The sequence below is a fragment of the Streptomyces sp. NPDC057307 genome (assembly GCF_042667665.1).
Lineage (GTDB): Bacteria > Actinomycetota > Actinomycetes > Streptomycetales > Streptomycetaceae > Streptomyces.
In genome coordinates this window covers 37,925-53,041 of sequence record NZ_JBHUZM010000033.1, presented here as the reverse complement: position 1 = coordinate 53,041, position 15,117 = coordinate 37,925, and the positions used below count along the sequence as shown (strand labels likewise).

The following is a 15,117-nucleotide window of genomic DNA, read 5'->3' as shown; positions in this document are numbered from 1 at the left end:
GCTCATCCCGGAAGGACAGACCGCTGTGACACCCGTACCCATAGCGCGTTCGAGAGCCGCCCGATCCGCCGTGATCCCCCTTCTCCTCGCCCTCCTCTGCACACTGACCCAGTGGTACGGAGCCCCCGGCGCCGCCGCCAGCACCTCGGTCACCGGCACGTCGGCCGCAGGCACCTCGGCCGTCGAGGCCGAGTCCGGAACCCTGTCCGGCGGCGCCGTCCGCTCCACCGAGCACGCCGGCTACACCGGCTCGGGCTTCGTCGGCGGCTACACCGACGGCAACAAGGGCAGCGCCTCCACCTCGTTCACCGTCCCCTCGGCCGCCGCCGGGAACGGGTCGCTCAAGATCCGTTACGCGAACGGCACCACGGCCACCATGACCCTGAGCCTGTACGTCAACGGCGCCAAGGTCCGCCAGATCAGCCTCCCCGCCACCGCGAACTGGACCACCTGGGCCACGCGCGACGAGCCGGTGCCGTACAAGGAGGGCAGCAACACCGTCGCCCTCACCTTCACCACCGCCGACAGCGGCAACGTCAACCTCGACAACTTCACGGCCGCCACCCCCGACGCCCCGACCGAGCCGCCCGCCGACGCCCCCGCCCAGGACGCCGAGGACGCGTACTTCTCCGGCGGCTCCGGTATCGCCAACTCCGCCTCCGGATACGGCGGAAGGGGCTATCTGACCGGCTTCACCAAGGCCGGCGCGCGCGCCGTCTTCGCGGTCGACGCGCCCGCCGCCCGCACCTATCCGGTCGCCGTCCGCTACCGCACCACCGCGTCGGCGGCGGCGAGCGTGAGCCTGACGGCCAACGGCACGAAGATCCGCCAGGTCCAACTGCCGGGCACCACGGGCGAGTGGCGGACCACCACCACCGACGTACCGCTGCGCGCCTCCCTCAACACCCTTACCCTGCGCACCGAATCCGGCGACGCGGGCGACTTCCAGCTCGACGGCATCACCGTGACCGGCGCCGGCGCGGGCGTGAGCCGGGGCGCGACCGTCCCGTACACCGCGTACGAAGCCGAGAGCGGCACCACCAACGCCACCACCATCGGCCCAGACCGCACCTTCCTCAGCGTTCCGTCAGAGGCGTCCGGCCGTAAGGCCGTCGTCCTCGACAGCACCGGCGAGTACGTGCAGTTCACGCTCACCCGGCCCGCCAACGCGCTGACCCTGCGCTACTCGATCCCCGACAACGCGGCGGGCACCGGAACGTCGGCGACGCTCAGCGTCTACGCCAACGGCACCCAGGTCAAAGACCTGGACCTGTCGTCCAAGTACGCCTGGGTGTACGGCGGTTACCCCTACAACAACGACCCCTCGCAGGGCTCCGCCCACCACTTCTTCGACGAGACACGCGCCACCGTCGGCAACTTCCCCGCCGGCACCGTCCTGAAGTTCCAGAAGGACTCCGGCGACACCGCCGCCAACTACACGCTGGACTTGGTGGAGACGGAGACCGCACCGGCCGCCGCCACCATGCCGTCCACCGGTTTCGTCTCGGCGACCACCCTCGGCGTGACCCCGGACGACGGCAGCGACGACACCGCCGCGCTCAACTCGGCGGTGGGGACGGCCAAGTCGCAGGGCAAGGGCCTGTGGCTGCCGGCCGGTACGTACAACATCTCCGACCATGTGAACCTGACCGGAATCGCCCTGCGCGGCGCGGGGGAGTGGTCGACCGTACTGCGCGGCAAGGACGGCAAGGGCGGTCTCTTCGGCCGGGGCGGCACGAACACCGTCCAGGACCTGACCATCGCCGGCGACGTCTCCTACCGGGACGACGCCAATTTCCACGCCGCGATCGAGGGCGACTTCGGGACCGGATCGACCATCCAGAACATCTGGATCGAACACACCAAGGTCGGTCTGTGGATCGACGCGCCCACCGACGGCCTGTACGTGAGCGGCCTGCGGATCCGCGACACCTTCGCCGACGGCATCAACCTGCACAAGGGCACCGCCAACACCGAGGTGTGGAACACCAGTGTGCGCAACACCGGCGACGACGGACTCGCGATGTTCTCCGAGGCCCAGGCCGTCAGCAACAGCGCCTACCGCTTCAACACCGTCCAGGTCCCGCTGCTCGCCAACGGCGTGGGGATCTACGGCGGCAACGCCAACCGCGTCGAGGACAACGTCTTCGCCGACACCGTCACCGGATCGGCCGGCATCGCCATCAGCAGCCGCTTCGCCCCCGTGCCCTTCAGCGGCACCACGTCCGTCCAGCGCAACACCCTTCAACGGACGGGCGGTTACGAGCCCAACTGGCAGAGCGAGTTCGGCGCGCTGTGGATCTACGCCGACTCCTCCGACATCACGGCGCCCGTGCTCGTCCAGGACATCGACATCATCGACAGCACCTACAGCGGTGTCCTGGTCTCGTGGCAGAAGACCGTCAGCAACCTCACCCTGAAGAACATCAAGATCCAGAACACCGGCACCCACGGCATCGAGATCAACGCCGCCGGAGCCGGCACGTTCTCGGACGTCACCGTCACGGGCGCGCCGGACGGCGGGCTCGACCTCGTGGGCGGCTTCGCCATCACCCGGGGCCCCGGCAACAGCGGCTGGTAGCCCGAACGGCGGCACGATCGCCGGTACTTCGCCCCGCACGGCGCACCGTCACCACCTCCATGATCCGGCCCCGCCCCACCCGGCGGGGCCGGACCCCTCATCCCACAAGGAGTCCCCGTGACCGACACCGCCACCCCGTCCACGACCGCCTGGTGGCGGCACGCCGCGATCTACCAGATCTACGTTCGGAGCTTCGCCGACGCCGACGGAGACGGCACGGGCGACCTCGCCGGCGTACGCGACCGGCTGCCGTACCTGCGCCAACTGGGTGTCGACGCACTCTGGTTCACGCCCTGGTACACCTCCCCGATGGCCGACGGCGGCTACGACGTCGCCGACTACCGGGACATCGACCCCCGCTTCGGCACCCTCGCCGAGGCCGAGGCCCTGATCGCCGAGGCCCACACACACGGTCTGCGCGTCCTGGTGGACCTGGTGCCCAACCACTGCTCCGACCAGCACCCCTGGTTCCGGCAGGCACTGGCCGACGGGCCGGGATCGCCCCTGCGCGACCGCTTCTGGTTCGTCCCCGGGCGCGGCGCGCACGGCGAACTGCCCCCCAACGACTGGCAGTCGTACTTCGGCGGCGCGGCGTGGACACGGGTCACCGAGCCGGACGGCACCCCCGGCCCCTGGTATCTGCACATGTTCGCCCCCGAACAGCCCGACCTCAACTGGGAACACCGCGACGTACGCGCCGAGTTCGAGGACATCCTGCACTTCTGGCTGCGCAAGGGCGTCGACGGCTTCCGTATCGACGTCGCGCACGGCCTCGCGAAGAAGCCGGGCCTCCCCGACGTCGGCCCGGACCCCGACCTCACCGACCTGCCCTACCAGGACTGCGACGACGTCCACGAGATCTACCGTGACTGGCGCAAGATCCTCGACAGCTACGACGGCGAGCGCACCTTCGTCGGCGAGGTGTGGCTGCCGACGCCCGACCAGTTCGCCCGCTATCTGCGCCCCGACGAACTGCACTCCGCGTTCAACTTCGAGTTCCTGTGCTGCGCCTGGGACGCGGCGGCGCTGCGCGACGTCATCACGGGCACGCTCGCCGCGCACCTGCCGGTCGGCGCGCCCCCGACCTGGGTCCTCTCCAACCACGACACCATCCGCCACGTCACCCGCTACGGACGCGAGGACACGTCCTTCGAGATGGGCGACAAGCGCCTGTCCGACCCGAGCGACCCCGTACTCGGCCGCCGCCGGGCACGCGCCGCGGCCCTGCTGACCATGGCCCTGCCGGGCGGTGTGTACGTGTACCAGGGCGACGAACTGGGCCTGCCCGAGGTGCAGGACATCCCCGACGCACTGATCCAGGACCCGACGTTCGCTCGTTCGCTGGGGACGGACCGGGGCCGGGACGGCTGCCGCGTACCCCTCCCGTGGACCGGGGCCACGGCCTCTCTCGGCTTCTCACCGGACGGCGCGCCGGCCGCCCCGTGGCTGCCCCAGCCCGCCGACTGGGCCGCGATGTCGGTCGAGGCGCAGCTCGACGACCCGGACTCGGTCCTCACGCTCTACCGCGAGGCGCTGGCACTGCGCCGCGCGCGGCTGGTGGGCCTGCCCGAGACCCTGGCCCTCGCGGACGCCGGCGCGGACACGGTGTGCTTCGACCGGCCGGGCGGCTTCCGCTGCCTGGTGAACATCGGCACCGAGGCGGTGGCGGTGCCGGCCGGGGCCCGCGTCCTGCTCAGCAGCGGACCTGTGGCGCGGGACGCAGACGGGGTGCTGCGGGTGCCGGCCGACACATGCGTGTGGCTCGACCTGGGTGCGGCCGGCGTGTCGTGACACGGCACGTGGCGACGTGACGCGGGATCGAGTCCGGCGGGCCCGCCGGACGGGCACAGCCGGACTCGATCCCGGGGACCGGCCTTCGTCAGGCGTCGGTACGGACCGTCCGCAGGGCCTTGGTCCAGCTCACGAGCTGGTCGAGCGTGGTGTTGAGGGCTTCCTTCTGGTGGTCGCCGGGCTTGAACGTGGAGAAGTTCTCGAAGTCGGTGAAGAGGGAGAGGGCGACCTGCGCCCGTACGGTCGCCACCTGCAGCTCGGACATGATCAGACGCAGGTGCTCGACGGCGCGGGCGCCGCCGACGCTGCCGTAGCTGACGAAGCCCGCGGCCTTGTTGTTCCACTCGCCGTACAGGAAGTCGATGGCGTTCTTCAGGGCGCCGGAGGTCGAGTGGTTGTACTCGGGAGTGACGAAGAGGTAGCCGTCGAAGGAAGCGATCTTCTCCGACCACGCCACGGTGTGGGCCTGCGCGTACTGCCCCATGGTCGCCGGAATGGCCTCGTCCAGGTGCGGAAGCTTGAAGTCGGCGATGTCGACGAGTTCGAACTCCGCGTCGCTGCGCTGGGCGGCGATCTCCTGAGCCCACTTGGCGACGGCCTCGCCGTTGCGGCCCGGACGGGTGCTGCCCAGAATGACCGCGATCTTCAGCGTCATGGTCTGCTCCTGACTTGAGATGTCAACTTACGGCCATCCTGCCCACGCTTGAAGTCTCAAGTCAAGCGGCTACGATGGTCCCATGACAGACGAGACGACCCCGGCCGGCGACACGCCGTGGCTCTCCGCGGCCGAGCTGGAGTCGTGGGTGCCGTTCAGCGGCATGCTCCTCGGTCTCGTCAGCGCGCTGGACGCGCAGCTCCAGAGCGACGCCAAGGTGAGTTTCTTCGGCTATCTGGTGCTGGCGGGTCTCTCCGAGGCCCCCGAGCGCACTCTCCCCATGAGCGACCTCGCGGTCCTGGCCCACGGCTCCCTGTCCCGCCTCTCGCACGCCGTGTCCACGCTGGAGAAGCGCGGCTGGGTCCGCCGCAGCCCCTCGCCGGAGAACGGCCGCGTGACGGTCGCGACCCTCACCGACGCCGGTTATGCCAAGATCGTCGCCACCGCGCCCGGCCATGTCGAAGCCGTCCGCCGACTCGTCCTCGACCCGATCGGCGCGGACCAGCTACGGGCGCTCGGCGAGATCTCGACCGTCATCCGCGACGCGATGGGCTCTCCCTGCGTGTGGCCGGCCCGCCCCGCCGCCGGGTAACTATCAGCCACTACAGGGTATTTGTGCACCGAACTTCATGCTTTTTGGGTCATGAGGGTTGTAATTCAGCCATGTGAGCGCCTACACATCATCTCCACAGGTGTGAGGGATAGGGGCGCAGCGCATGCAAGGCACGGTTGACGGGTTCAGCTACGGGGTCATCACGCCGATCGCGGCATTCGTGATGGCCTGTCTCGGGAGCGCGCTGGGTCTGCGCTGCGTCACCCGGTCACTCCGGGCGGAACAGTCCTTCAAACCCGGGTGGTTGTCGCTCGGCGCGGCGTCCATCGGCTCCGGCATCTGGACGATGCACTTCATCGCCATGATGGGCTTCCAGGTACGGGAGACACCGATCGGCTACGACGTCCCGCTCACGGTCGCCAGCCTCGCCGTGGCGGTCCTCGTGGTCAGCGTCGGAGTCTTCATCGTGGGCTACCGGGGCAGCGCCCCGGCCGTCCTGATCACCTCCGGAGTCATCACCGGTCTGGGTGTCGCGGCGATGCACTACCTGGGCATGGCGGGCATGAGCCTGGAAGGCCAACTCCACTACGACACCACGATCGTGACGATCTCCGTGGTGATCGCCGTCGTCGCCGCGACCGCCGCGCTGTGGGCCGCCGTCTCCGTCCACGGCTTCTTCCCCAGCCTCCTCGCGAGCCTCATCATGGGCGTGGCCGTGACCGGAATGCACTACACGGGAATGGCGGCGATCAGCGTGCACCTCGCCGGCGGCGCGCCGCGCACCGGGGCCTTCGCCGAGTCGCCGCCCTCGATCATGTTCCCGATGCTGCTGGGGCCGCTCGTCTTCCTTCTGCTGGCCGGTGTGATCGTCATGTTCGACCCGCTTCTGATCCTCGGGGACGGCGAGTGGAACGAGACCCCGGCCCGCAAGCGCGAGACGAACCGTCCGGAGCTGACGGAGGGACCGGGCGGACCCGGGGTACCAGGTGCGGCGGGCGGGACGGGCGGCGCGCGTACGGCTTCCGGTCCGCCGACCTGGACGGGGGCGGGAACGGGGACGGCTCCTGGCCGGACGGCGAATCGCGACACCGGCACCCCGCCGCCCGGCCAGGAGCCCCCGCGCTCGTACGGCTGGTGACAACCCGCCAACTCGCGGCCCCTGTGTGCCTGTTGCCGACCGCGTCAGCTGCTCCCGATTCCTTCGGTGCCCCCGGCCCCCGGCTCCAGCGTCCAGACGCGCTCGGCACGCAACGGCCCGGTGCGCGCGATCACCATGCCGTGGTCGGCTGCCAGCGCGGCGAGTTGGGAACCGTAACAGAGCACCGCGTCGCGCTTCAGGGCCCACTGGTCGTCCGTCAGTGTGAGGTCGTGTGCGAGGCGTAGCTCATGACGGCTTGTCAGGTCCTGGTAGGCGAGCCCGTACAGGTAACTGCGACTGAGCGCGTCATCGGTCTCGGGGGATCCCCACTCGTCCAGATGGCCGGTGTAGGGAAGATCCGCGTAGACGAGCGGGGGTCGGCGGCCGAGCTTCCCGAGCACCGCCAGGGCGCGGTCCCGAACCTTCTGATGGTCCGACTGATTGGTGGCGACGGGGATCAACAGCTGTGTCTCCGGCGCCAGTTCGGCCAGGAAACCGTCGATCGCCGTCAGTTCCGCCCCGTCGATGTAAGGGCCGTCGGGATGGTCCAGAACGACGCTCTCGACCCCGAGGAGTTCACAGGCCCGCGCGTCCTCCGCGCGACGGGCGCGGTACGCCTCCCGCGCGGTGGAGAACCCGCAGACGGTGTCCCACCAGGAGACGGGGTGGTGGGACCCGGGCTCGCCGCCGTACACCGTCACGATCGTGACAGGGCCGGGGAGTTGTGGAATGAGCCCCGCGAGTGAGAGCACGGCGTCGTCGAAGTGCGGCGAGAGGATCACGGTGGCGGGGGGTGGGGGAGTCATGCGAGGTCTCTCCTCGGTTGTGGGGTGGGCCAAAGAGGATCGGGCGACATCTGTACGGCGCTGAACACCTCGTCCCACTGGGCGTCGTCGCCCTCCCAGCGGCCGGGCGCCTCCGCCACCGTCCCCCACGAGATCCCCGGAGCCAGGTCCGCGGCATCGACGGGCGGCGTACGGCGCAGCCACAGCAAGGAGAACCGCTGCCCGGGGTGCGCGGTGGCGATCACATGCCGCAGCCTGGCCAGATCCCTCGCCACGGATTCGTCGAAGGCGTCGTGGTGGACGTACAGCACATGGGCCGGGGACTTGGCCAGGGCGCGCCAGCGCTCCGCCAGAGCCTCGAACTTGGCCCTGACACCGTCGAGTTGGCGGTCGATGTCGTCCTGCGTGAGGAGATGTCCGTCGGCCGGCCGGAAGTCGTGGAAGAAACGGATGTCCGAGGCGCGGTCGAGGGCGCAGAGCCCGTCGCTGAACGGTTCCACCTGCCCCGGACGCAGCACGTGGGCGAAGTCCTCGGCGATGATCTCGACCACCGCGTCGAAGTCGAGGTCGAGCCAGTCGAAGAAGTGCGCCGACTCGTTCCCGGTGATGCGGCGGAGCTGGTAGGTCGTCTCGCAGTGGTAGCCGAGCCCCACGCAGACGTCGTACACGTTCGCCCCGAGAGCCGGAACGGCCGGATTCATGTGCGTCATGGGGGCGTTCAGCCGGCGGTGCGCCGGAGGAGGAGCCCGTCACTGCCGCGTTTGATGAGATAGGCGCGGCCCGCGCAGACGGTTTCGACACGCGGCGGGACCAGACGGACGCTCTCCACCTCCCGCCAGGTGGCGGACGCCGCGAGCCAGGGCCGTACATGGCTGTCCATGGCGCCCGGTTCGAGGGCGACGAACACGTGGTCGGTGGGCAGCCGGTCCAGCAGGGCGAGATCCTGGCCGTAGTAGAGCATCTCGATGAGCAGATGGGCTCCGGCGCGCGGCCGGCCCTCCTCCTCGGTGTGCTCCGCGAGTTCCGTGTGCTCCGAGAGTTCAGCGAGTTCCGCGAGATCCTCGGCGGAGACGCGTACGGTCTCCGTGCCTCGTACGGCCTCCGCGAGACGCGCCCGGAACAGGGGATTGGGCTCGGTGGCGTGAACGGTCCGGCCCGCCGCGACCAGACGGTGCGTCAGAGCACCTTCGCACGCGCCCACTTCCACCAACGACTCGCCGGTCTCCGCGCGATGGCCCAGTACCCAGGCGGCGGTGGCGTCCAGCCGGTCCTTCTCGTACGGGGAACTGCCGAACTCCCAGGGATCCGGGATGGAGGCGGCCTCGTCGTCCAGGCTCGCCAGCAGCGCGAAGAGCCGTTCGCGCTCGTCGGCATCGGTGTGGAAGAAGCGCTCGGTGGCGGGTATGCGGGGTGTCTGGACCACGTACTCCGCCGACGGCTCCGTGAGCAGGTGCTCGCACGCCCGATTGACGAAGTCGAGCTTGGCGCCGATCAGTTCGCGGTCCAGCGAACGGTCGAGGTCGCTCACGACCTGGAGAAACGGCGAATAACCGACGGCGTGCCGCACCTCGCTTCCCACACAGCCGATCGCCGTGTCCCGGCCCACCTTTCCCCGGCTGCGCCGGTTGTCCGCCGGTGAGTGCGTCCATACGCGCGCGTCGCGGTCGCCGGCCACCTCGCGTACGAGTTCCGCCAGGGCGACGGGGCCGGGTGACGCCGACCCGTCGTCGGCCGGACGCACGTGGTGCGCGATGTCGGCGAGCCGTTCGGCGGGGCTCCGCCCGGCGGGGAAGGCGAGTGCCCGGCCGTGATCGGCGAGGACGAGTGCGGCCTCTCCGTCGGTGAGAACGGACAGGAAGTCGAGTACGGCGTCTTCGGCGCGGAGCACAACAACGATGTCGATCACAGGATCGGTCCTCTGTACGAGACGGACGGGCTGTACGAGACGGACGAGCCGCAAGTGGCACACGTTAGGTCTAGACCACTGCGCGGTGCAAGGGACGGCGACCCCTAAGGTCGTGTCTCGGCCGTCTCGGCCCCCGGCCGCTCCCGGGACCGAAAGCGGGTACTTGGCGCGCGGCGCGGGTGGCGACCAAGTGCGCCGCGCGCTCGGCGATGCCCGGTACGGCCGCGTTGGTGTTCGCCGAGACGATCGAGGGCGTCACGGAGGCGTCGGCGATGCTCAGGCCGTCGACACCGTCGACACCGTGGACGCGCGGGGCCGTGTCGACCACGGCCTCGCCGTCCGTGCCGATACGGCAGGTGCCCACCGGGTGGAAGTAGGTGCCGGCGGATGCCTTCCATGTTGACAGGCGGCGCCCGGGTGAGAGCCTTGAAGTGGTACGAGAGGAGGAGCCGCCCATGGGACCGGCACACGACGTCCGCACCGTCCCGCTCCCCTCGGGCGAACACGTCCCCGCTCTGGGCCAGGGCACCTGGGGCTGGGCACAGGACCCCGGGCGCCGGGCGAGCGAGAAGGAGTCCCTGCTGCTGGGACTGGACCTGGGGATGACCCTGGTCGACACGGCCGAGATGTACGGCCAGGGCGCAGCGGAGGAACTGGTCGGGGAAACCCTCGCCGGCCGCCGCGACGAGGCATTCCTGGTGACCAAGGTGCTGCCGTACAACGCGGGCCGGATGGACACCGTCAACGCCTGCGAACGCAGCCTGAAGCGCCTGCGTACCGATCGGATCGACCTCTACCTCCTGCACTGGCGCGGCGCCGTACCGCTGGAGGAGACCGTCGACGCGTTCGACGAACTGCTCCGCGCGGGCAAGATCCGCCACTGGGGAGTCAGCAACTTCGACCCGGCCGACCTGCGGGAGTTGGCCGGGGTGCCGGGCGGCGACGCGATGGCCACGAACCAGGTCCTGTACAACCTGACCCGGCGCGGTATCGAGTACGACCTGCTGCCCCACTGCCACGAAAACGGCATCCCGGTCATGGCCTACTCACCCGTCGAGCAAGGACGGCTCCTGCCCGCACCGGCACTCGAAGCCGTGGCCCGCCGCCACGACGCCACCTCGGCACAGGTGGCCCTGGCCTGGGTCCTTCGACGGAACGACGTGATCGCGATCCCCCGGGCGGGCCGGACGGAGCACGTCCGCGAGAACCGCGCCGCGCTCTCACTCACCCTGACCGACGACGACCTCGCCGCCCTCGACGACGCCTTCCCACCCGTCCGTGGGCCGGTGCCGCTGGAGGTGCTCTGAGCGGCGCGGACCAGGATGGCTCGGGTCGGCCGGGCGGCGGCGGCCCACAACAGCGGAGGTAGTGATGGCGGACGACATTCTGCACACGATCGACACGCTGGTCGCGGAGGAGCACCGCCTCCGCGCACAGGCTCCCGGCAAGGGCCTCGGCCCGGAGGAACGAGAGCGGCTCCAGGTGCTGGAACAGCGGCTGGACCAGTGCTGGGACCTGCTGCGCCGGCGAAGGGCCGAGGCGGACTCCGGCGCGGATCCGCAGCGGGTCGAGGCCCGTCCGGTGGCCGAGGTGGAGTCGTACGAGCAGTAGACCTACGCAGGGGCCGGACCGGCGTCCCGGGGAGGGACGTCACCCCTGTCTGCGATGATCGGCCCGAAGCCGGGACAAGCGTTCCGGGCGAGCGTGGTCAGGGGTTCTCATGCCGTACGACGACACCGACACCGATATTGACATCGACGCGTTGCGTGCGCGGTTTCCGGCGCTGCGCGCGGGAGTGGCGCACTTCGACGGTCCCGGCGGTACGCAGATGCCCACCCCGGTCATCGAGGCCATCACGAACGCGCTGAGCGCCCCTCTGTCGGTCCGGGGCTCCGTCGCGCCGGGAGAGATCAACGCCGAGACGATCGTCCGCGACTTCCGGCGGGCGATGGCAGACCTGCTGGGAGCGGACGAGGCGGGCATCGTCGTCGGGCGCAGCGCCACGCAGCTCACGTACGACTTCTCCCGCGTACTGGCCCGGAGTTGGGCCCCCGGAGACGAGGTGGTGGTGAGCCGGCTGGACCACGACGCCAACATCCGCCCCTGGATCCAGGCCGCCGAGCGGGCCGGTGCCGTGGTGCGCTGGGCGGACTTCGACCCGGCCACCGGCGAACTGCCCGTGGCGTCCGTCGGCGCCCTGCTGACCGACCGCACCCGCCTGGTCGCGGTGACCGCCGCCTCGAACCTGATCGGGACCCGGCCGGACGTACCGGCCATCGCCGACCTGGTCCACCGGGCGGGCGCACTGCTGTACGTCGACGGTGTCCACCTCGCCGCGCACGCTTTCGTGGACGTCGTGGAGCTGGGCGCGGACTTCTTCGTCTGCTCGCCGTACAAGTTCTTCGGCCCCCACCACGGCGTACTGGCCGCCTCCACACGGCTGTTGGAGACCCTGCGCCCGGACAAGCTCATGCCGTCGACCGACGCGATCCCGGAGCGCTTCGAGCTGGGCACCCTGCCGTACGAGGCCCTCGCCGGCACACGCGCCGCCGTGGACTTCCTCGCGGACATCGCCCCCGGCGCGGCGCCGGACCGGCGTGAACGCCTCCGCTCCGCCTACGCGGCGATCGAGGTCCACGAGACGGCCCTGCGCGAGAGCGCCGAAGAGGCGCTGTCCCAACTCGACGGCGTGACACGCCACTCGCGCGCAGCCGTACGGACCCCCACGATGCTGCTCACCTTCGACAACAGGGCCGCGACGGACGCCTACCACTTCCTGGCCCGCTCCCAAGTCCACGCCCCCGCAGGTTCGTTCTACGCACTGGAGGCTTCCCGCCACCTCGGCCTGGGAGCCGCGGGCGGCCTGCGCGTGGGCCTGTCCCCGTACAACAACGCGGACGACGTCGAACGCCTGACGACGGGCCTGTCGGCGTTCCTCCGCTCCTGAGACGCCGCCGGTGGGTCCCCGGCCCGGGAGGGAGGAGTCCGGACACACACCGGAGGCCGGTAAGTTGCTCCGGACCGGCCGCGCCGGGGAGTGGAGTCGCTGTGGATGCCCCTCGCTGTGGGGGCGGTTGGGGGTGTCGGGCGGGTGTACGGCCAAGAGGTGCTCGTCTGGTGGTGCGTGGCGTTCGGTGGCATCGCCGTCGTGGGATACGGGGCGTCGTTGGCCGGGGTGGCCCGGGGGCGGCGCGCGGTGCGGGTTCTCGGGCGGATGGTGGAGTTCGACATGCCCGTGCACGGCGGCAGCGACGGGAACGGCATACCGGTGGTGGTCTCCTTCCAGGACCCTTCCACCGGCGAGGAGTTCACCCTCCCTTACGAAGGCAGGTCCGGTGACTTGGTCGAGACCGCCTGGAAGGGGCGGGAGATCGGGATACGGTACCGGCCGGGCCGGCCCCAGGAGTTCGCGGTCACCCACGATCTGTCGTACGGCCGGTACGGGGTCTGCCTGCCGAACCTCGCGGTCCTCCTGGTGTATGCCGCACTGGTGACCAGTGCCGCGTTCACTTGGGGCTACCCGTGGGCGCTGCTCGGCGTCGGTGTCCCGTGGACCGTCGCGACGATGATCGCCTTCCACCGCGAGGTCCTGGTGACGAGGCGCCGGGTCGCCGAACTGACCGCCGCGCCCACCGTTCCTGGCCGTATCGTCGCCGTGACGAAGTCCGTCCACACCGACGACGACGGCACCTTCGTCGCCTTCAACCCGGTTGTCACGTTCACCACCCGCGACGATACGGCCGTCACCGCCTTCTGCCCCTTCGACCTCGCGGACCCGAGCCGCTCGCGTGGGCGCGACGTGACGGTCCACTACCTGCCCACCGACCCGGCGGTCTTCACCCTGGACCTCGCGGACAACCGCCGCGACCTCCGGTCGACCGTCCGTTTCGACGGTTCACTGCTGCTTGCCGGAGTGGCGGCGGTCGTCGTGGGAGTCCTCCAGCTGTGAGTGGCGGGTCACCGCCCGACACCCTCGGGGACCGCCGTCGCGGGGGACACCGGCCCAGATCCGCCTCGAACGAGCTGTCCGCAGACGACGAACGCGACGGCGGCCACCAGCAGGTACAGCGGGATCAGCAGGACGGCGTCCGGGCTGCTCCGATCGGCCGACCAACCGGCGTTCCGGTCCTGTCCTTCGAGGGTGATCCGGTTGACGGTGAGGAACGTCAGGTGAGTGCCGACGGCCGTCCAGAGAGGCGCCCCGCGCAGCGCGGTCCGGGCGGCGACGAGCGTCAGCCCGAACAGGAACAGCAGGATGAGGTAGTCCGCCGTGTGCTGCCCCGGCGGTGCGAGACCTACGGGCAAGGGCTCGCCGCCGGTCAGCCGCCGGATCGCGGCCGCGACCAGGCTCGCGGCGCCCGGAACCAGCATGAACACCAGGGTCGTTCCCGACGCGGCGACCGCGGCTGAGCGGTGCTCGCGCAGTGACGTCCAGGTGAGGCCGCGCAGCGTGGTCTCCTCCGGCAGGGCTTCCAGCAGGAGCGCGACCAGCCCGTTGACGGCGACGAACGCGACCAGGTCCGACAGGTCGGGGCGGCTCCAGCTCAGCAGGCCCACGGCTGTACCCGCGCCCAGCACGAGCGCGGCGGACACGGCGGTGATGCCCACGCCGACCAGCAACGCCCGTACGCTCGCGGCCGTTTCGCCGAATCCGAGGGACGTCCAGGAGCGTCGGCTCCGCCGCAGGGTCATGAGTACGAGGACGCCCGCCACCCCGCTGACCGGTATCGCGGCCACGAGTTGGGCGCCTCGGCCCGACGCGCCCACCGCGTCGGCGAGCGGGGCACCGAGCGCCACCCCGCTGCCCAGCGCGAGGGCCATGATCGCCCCGCCGGCCACCGCTCGGCCCAGCACGGCACCCCACGACGGCACTCGACCGGCCCGCCGGGCATCCTCCGTACGGCTCACCTGGCTCACCTCGAAGTAAGGCCGTCGACCGGCCGGAACGTGTGACGGAGACGCAGATATCGTCTCCTCCACGTGCGCCGCTGTTCCTCCTGACTGGGAAGGACAATGCACTGCATCGTTCGATGTACCGGCCCCGGACGAAACCCCAGCCGACCTGACCCCGCGTCAGGCGCGGCGCTGCCCAGGTCCGCCGCTCGCGGCGCGAAACTGGGCGAAGGCACCGCGCCGACCGACCGACGGACCCACTGACCCCGACTGACTGACTGACCGACCGCACAGAACGGACACCGTCGTGACCATGCCCTACCTCGCACAGCCGGATCAGCAGCAGAAGCTCGAATGGCTGGACGGCGGGCAGTTCGCCGTACTCCTGGACAGCGCCGCCACCGACGGGCAGTTGACCGTCGGACGGTTCACCGTGAACAAGGGCGAGGCGCCCCCGTACCACATGCACACCCGTGAGGACGAGGTCTTCATGCTGCTCAAGGGCACCGCCCTGCTGTGGTGCGACGACCAGGAGATGGAACTGTCGGAGGGCGGCATCGTCTACCTGCCCCGCAACGTGCCGCACGGATACCGGATCACCTCCGACACCGCCGACCTGCTGATGATGTGCACCCCGGCGGGCATCGAAGGCATGTTCCGCCACGCCGGACGCGACAAGGCGTCCCCCCGCCCCGAAGGCTTCGAGATCTCGCAGGAACGTCTGGCGGAAGCCGCCGACATGTACGGCCAGATCGTCGTCGGCCCGCCGCGCTGACGGCCCGCCGGGCGAACGGCCCGCCGGGCGAACGGCGACG

At 70.5% G+C, this 15,117-nt stretch carries 15 protein-coding genes; 9 read left to right on the top strand and 6 right to left on the bottom strand.

The features are described from left to right. The first annotated feature begins 70 nt into the window (after positions 1–70). Together ACFUN8_RS15290 and ACFUN8_RS15285 are read left to right on the top strand one after the other, a co-directional pair. Entirely contained in the window at positions 71–2,581 is a 2,511-nt protein-coding gene (locus tag ACFUN8_RS15290) for a carbohydrate-binding protein (RefSeq protein ID WP_383636487.1), read from the top strand. A gap of 117 nt (positions 2,582–2,698) precedes the next feature. Next, positions 2,699–4,372, top strand: a complete 1,674-nt coding sequence (locus ACFUN8_RS15285; protein WP_383636484.1) for a glycoside hydrolase family 13 protein — start codon at positions 2,699–2,701, stop codon at positions 4,370–4,372. An 88-nt stretch (positions 4,373–4,460) separates the two neighbouring features. Here ACFUN8_RS15285 and ACFUN8_RS15280 read toward each other — a convergent pair whose 3' ends face one another. Further along, complete coding sequence (locus ACFUN8_RS15280; RefSeq protein WP_383636481.1) at positions 4,461–5,027, bottom strand: NADPH-dependent FMN reductase; 567 nt, start codon at positions 5,025–5,027, stop codon at positions 4,461–4,463. 82 nt (positions 5,028–5,109) lie between these two features. Here ACFUN8_RS15280 and ACFUN8_RS15275 point away from each other — a divergent pair, with 82 nt between their 5' ends. Both ACFUN8_RS15275 and ACFUN8_RS15270 read left to right on the top strand, forming a co-directional pair. Next, positions 5,110–5,619: a MarR family winged helix-turn-helix transcriptional regulator gene (locus ACFUN8_RS15275; protein WP_383636478.1), complete on the top strand. Its 510-nt coding sequence runs from the start codon at positions 5,110–5,112 to the stop codon at positions 5,617–5,619. Between the two features lie 124 nt (positions 5,620–5,743). Next, positions 5,744–6,718 carry an MHYT domain-containing protein gene (locus ACFUN8_RS15270; protein ID WP_383636475.1) on the top strand — a complete coding sequence of 325 codons (975 nt, stop codon included), beginning with the start codon at positions 5,744–5,746 and terminating at the stop codon, positions 6,716–6,718. Positions 6,719–6,762: 44 nt separating this feature from the next. Here ACFUN8_RS15270 and ACFUN8_RS15265 read toward each other — a convergent pair whose 3' ends face one another. The 4 genes from ACFUN8_RS15265 to ACFUN8_RS15250 form a co-directional block, all read right to left on the bottom strand. Further along, positions 6,763–7,524: a PIG-L deacetylase family protein gene (locus ACFUN8_RS15265; RefSeq protein WP_383636472.1), complete on the bottom strand. Its 762-nt coding sequence runs from the start codon at positions 7,522–7,524 to the stop codon at positions 6,763–6,765. Further along, positions 7,521–8,204: a DUF1796 family putative cysteine peptidase gene (locus ACFUN8_RS15260; protein WP_383636469.1), complete on the bottom strand. Its 684-nt coding sequence runs from the start codon at positions 8,202–8,204 to the stop codon at positions 7,521–7,523. The genes ACFUN8_RS15265 and ACFUN8_RS15260 overlap by 4 nt, the downstream gene beginning before the upstream one ends. A gap of 17 nt (positions 8,205–8,221) precedes the next feature. Further along, positions 8,222–9,409: a hypothetical protein gene (locus ACFUN8_RS15255; RefSeq protein WP_383636466.1), complete on the bottom strand. Its 1,188-nt coding sequence runs from the start codon at positions 9,407–9,409 to the stop codon at positions 8,222–8,224. Positions 9,410–9,479: 70 nt separating this feature from the next. Next, complete coding sequence (locus tag ACFUN8_RS15250) at positions 9,480–9,866, bottom strand: GMC oxidoreductase (RefSeq protein ID WP_383636463.1); 387 nt, start codon at positions 9,864–9,866, stop codon at positions 9,480–9,482. Between ACFUN8_RS15250 and ACFUN8_RS15245 the strand changes: the two genes are divergently transcribed. The 4 genes from ACFUN8_RS15245 to ACFUN8_RS15230 all read left to right on the top strand — a co-directional run bounded on the left by ACFUN8_RS15245 (position 9,865) and on the right by ACFUN8_RS15230 (position 13,358). Beyond that, positions 9,865–10,716 (top strand): aldo/keto reductase, encoded by an 852-nt coding sequence (locus ACFUN8_RS15245; protein ID WP_383636461.1) that lies wholly within the window; start codon positions 9,865–9,867, stop codon positions 10,714–10,716. The two genes, ACFUN8_RS15250 and ACFUN8_RS15245, sit on opposite strands and share 2 nt — an antisense overlap. Before the next feature lie 64 nt (positions 10,717–10,780). Continuing rightward, entirely contained in the window at positions 10,781–11,020 is a 240-nt protein-coding gene (locus ACFUN8_RS15240; RefSeq protein ID WP_382567003.1) for a DUF2630 family protein, read from the top strand. A 109-nt stretch (positions 11,021–11,129) separates the two neighbouring features. Further along, on the top strand, positions 11,130–12,356 hold the full coding sequence (locus ACFUN8_RS15235; protein ID WP_383636458.1) for a cysteine desulfurase-like protein: 1,227 nt from the start codon (positions 11,130–11,132) through the stop codon (positions 12,354–12,356). A 105-nt stretch (positions 12,357–12,461) separates the two neighbouring features. After that, positions 12,462–13,358 carry a DUF3592 domain-containing protein gene (locus tag ACFUN8_RS15230; RefSeq protein WP_383636455.1) on the top strand — a complete coding sequence of 299 codons (897 nt, stop codon included), beginning with the start codon at positions 12,462–12,464 and terminating at the stop codon, positions 13,356–13,358. A gap of 8 nt (positions 13,359–13,366) precedes the next feature. Here ACFUN8_RS15230 and ACFUN8_RS15225 read toward each other — a convergent pair whose 3' ends face one another. Beyond that, positions 13,367–14,317, bottom strand: a complete 951-nt coding sequence (locus tag ACFUN8_RS15225; RefSeq protein WP_383636452.1) for a type II CAAX prenyl endopeptidase Rce1 family protein — start codon at positions 14,315–14,317, stop codon at positions 13,367–13,369. A gap of 298 nt (positions 14,318–14,615) precedes the next feature. Here ACFUN8_RS15225 and ACFUN8_RS15220 point away from each other — a divergent pair, with 298 nt between their 5' ends. Further along, complete coding sequence (locus tag ACFUN8_RS15220) at positions 14,616–15,077, top strand: cupin domain-containing protein (protein WP_383636449.1); 462 nt, start codon at positions 14,616–14,618, stop codon at positions 15,075–15,077. The last annotated feature ends 40 nt before the right edge of the window (positions 15,078–15,117 follow it).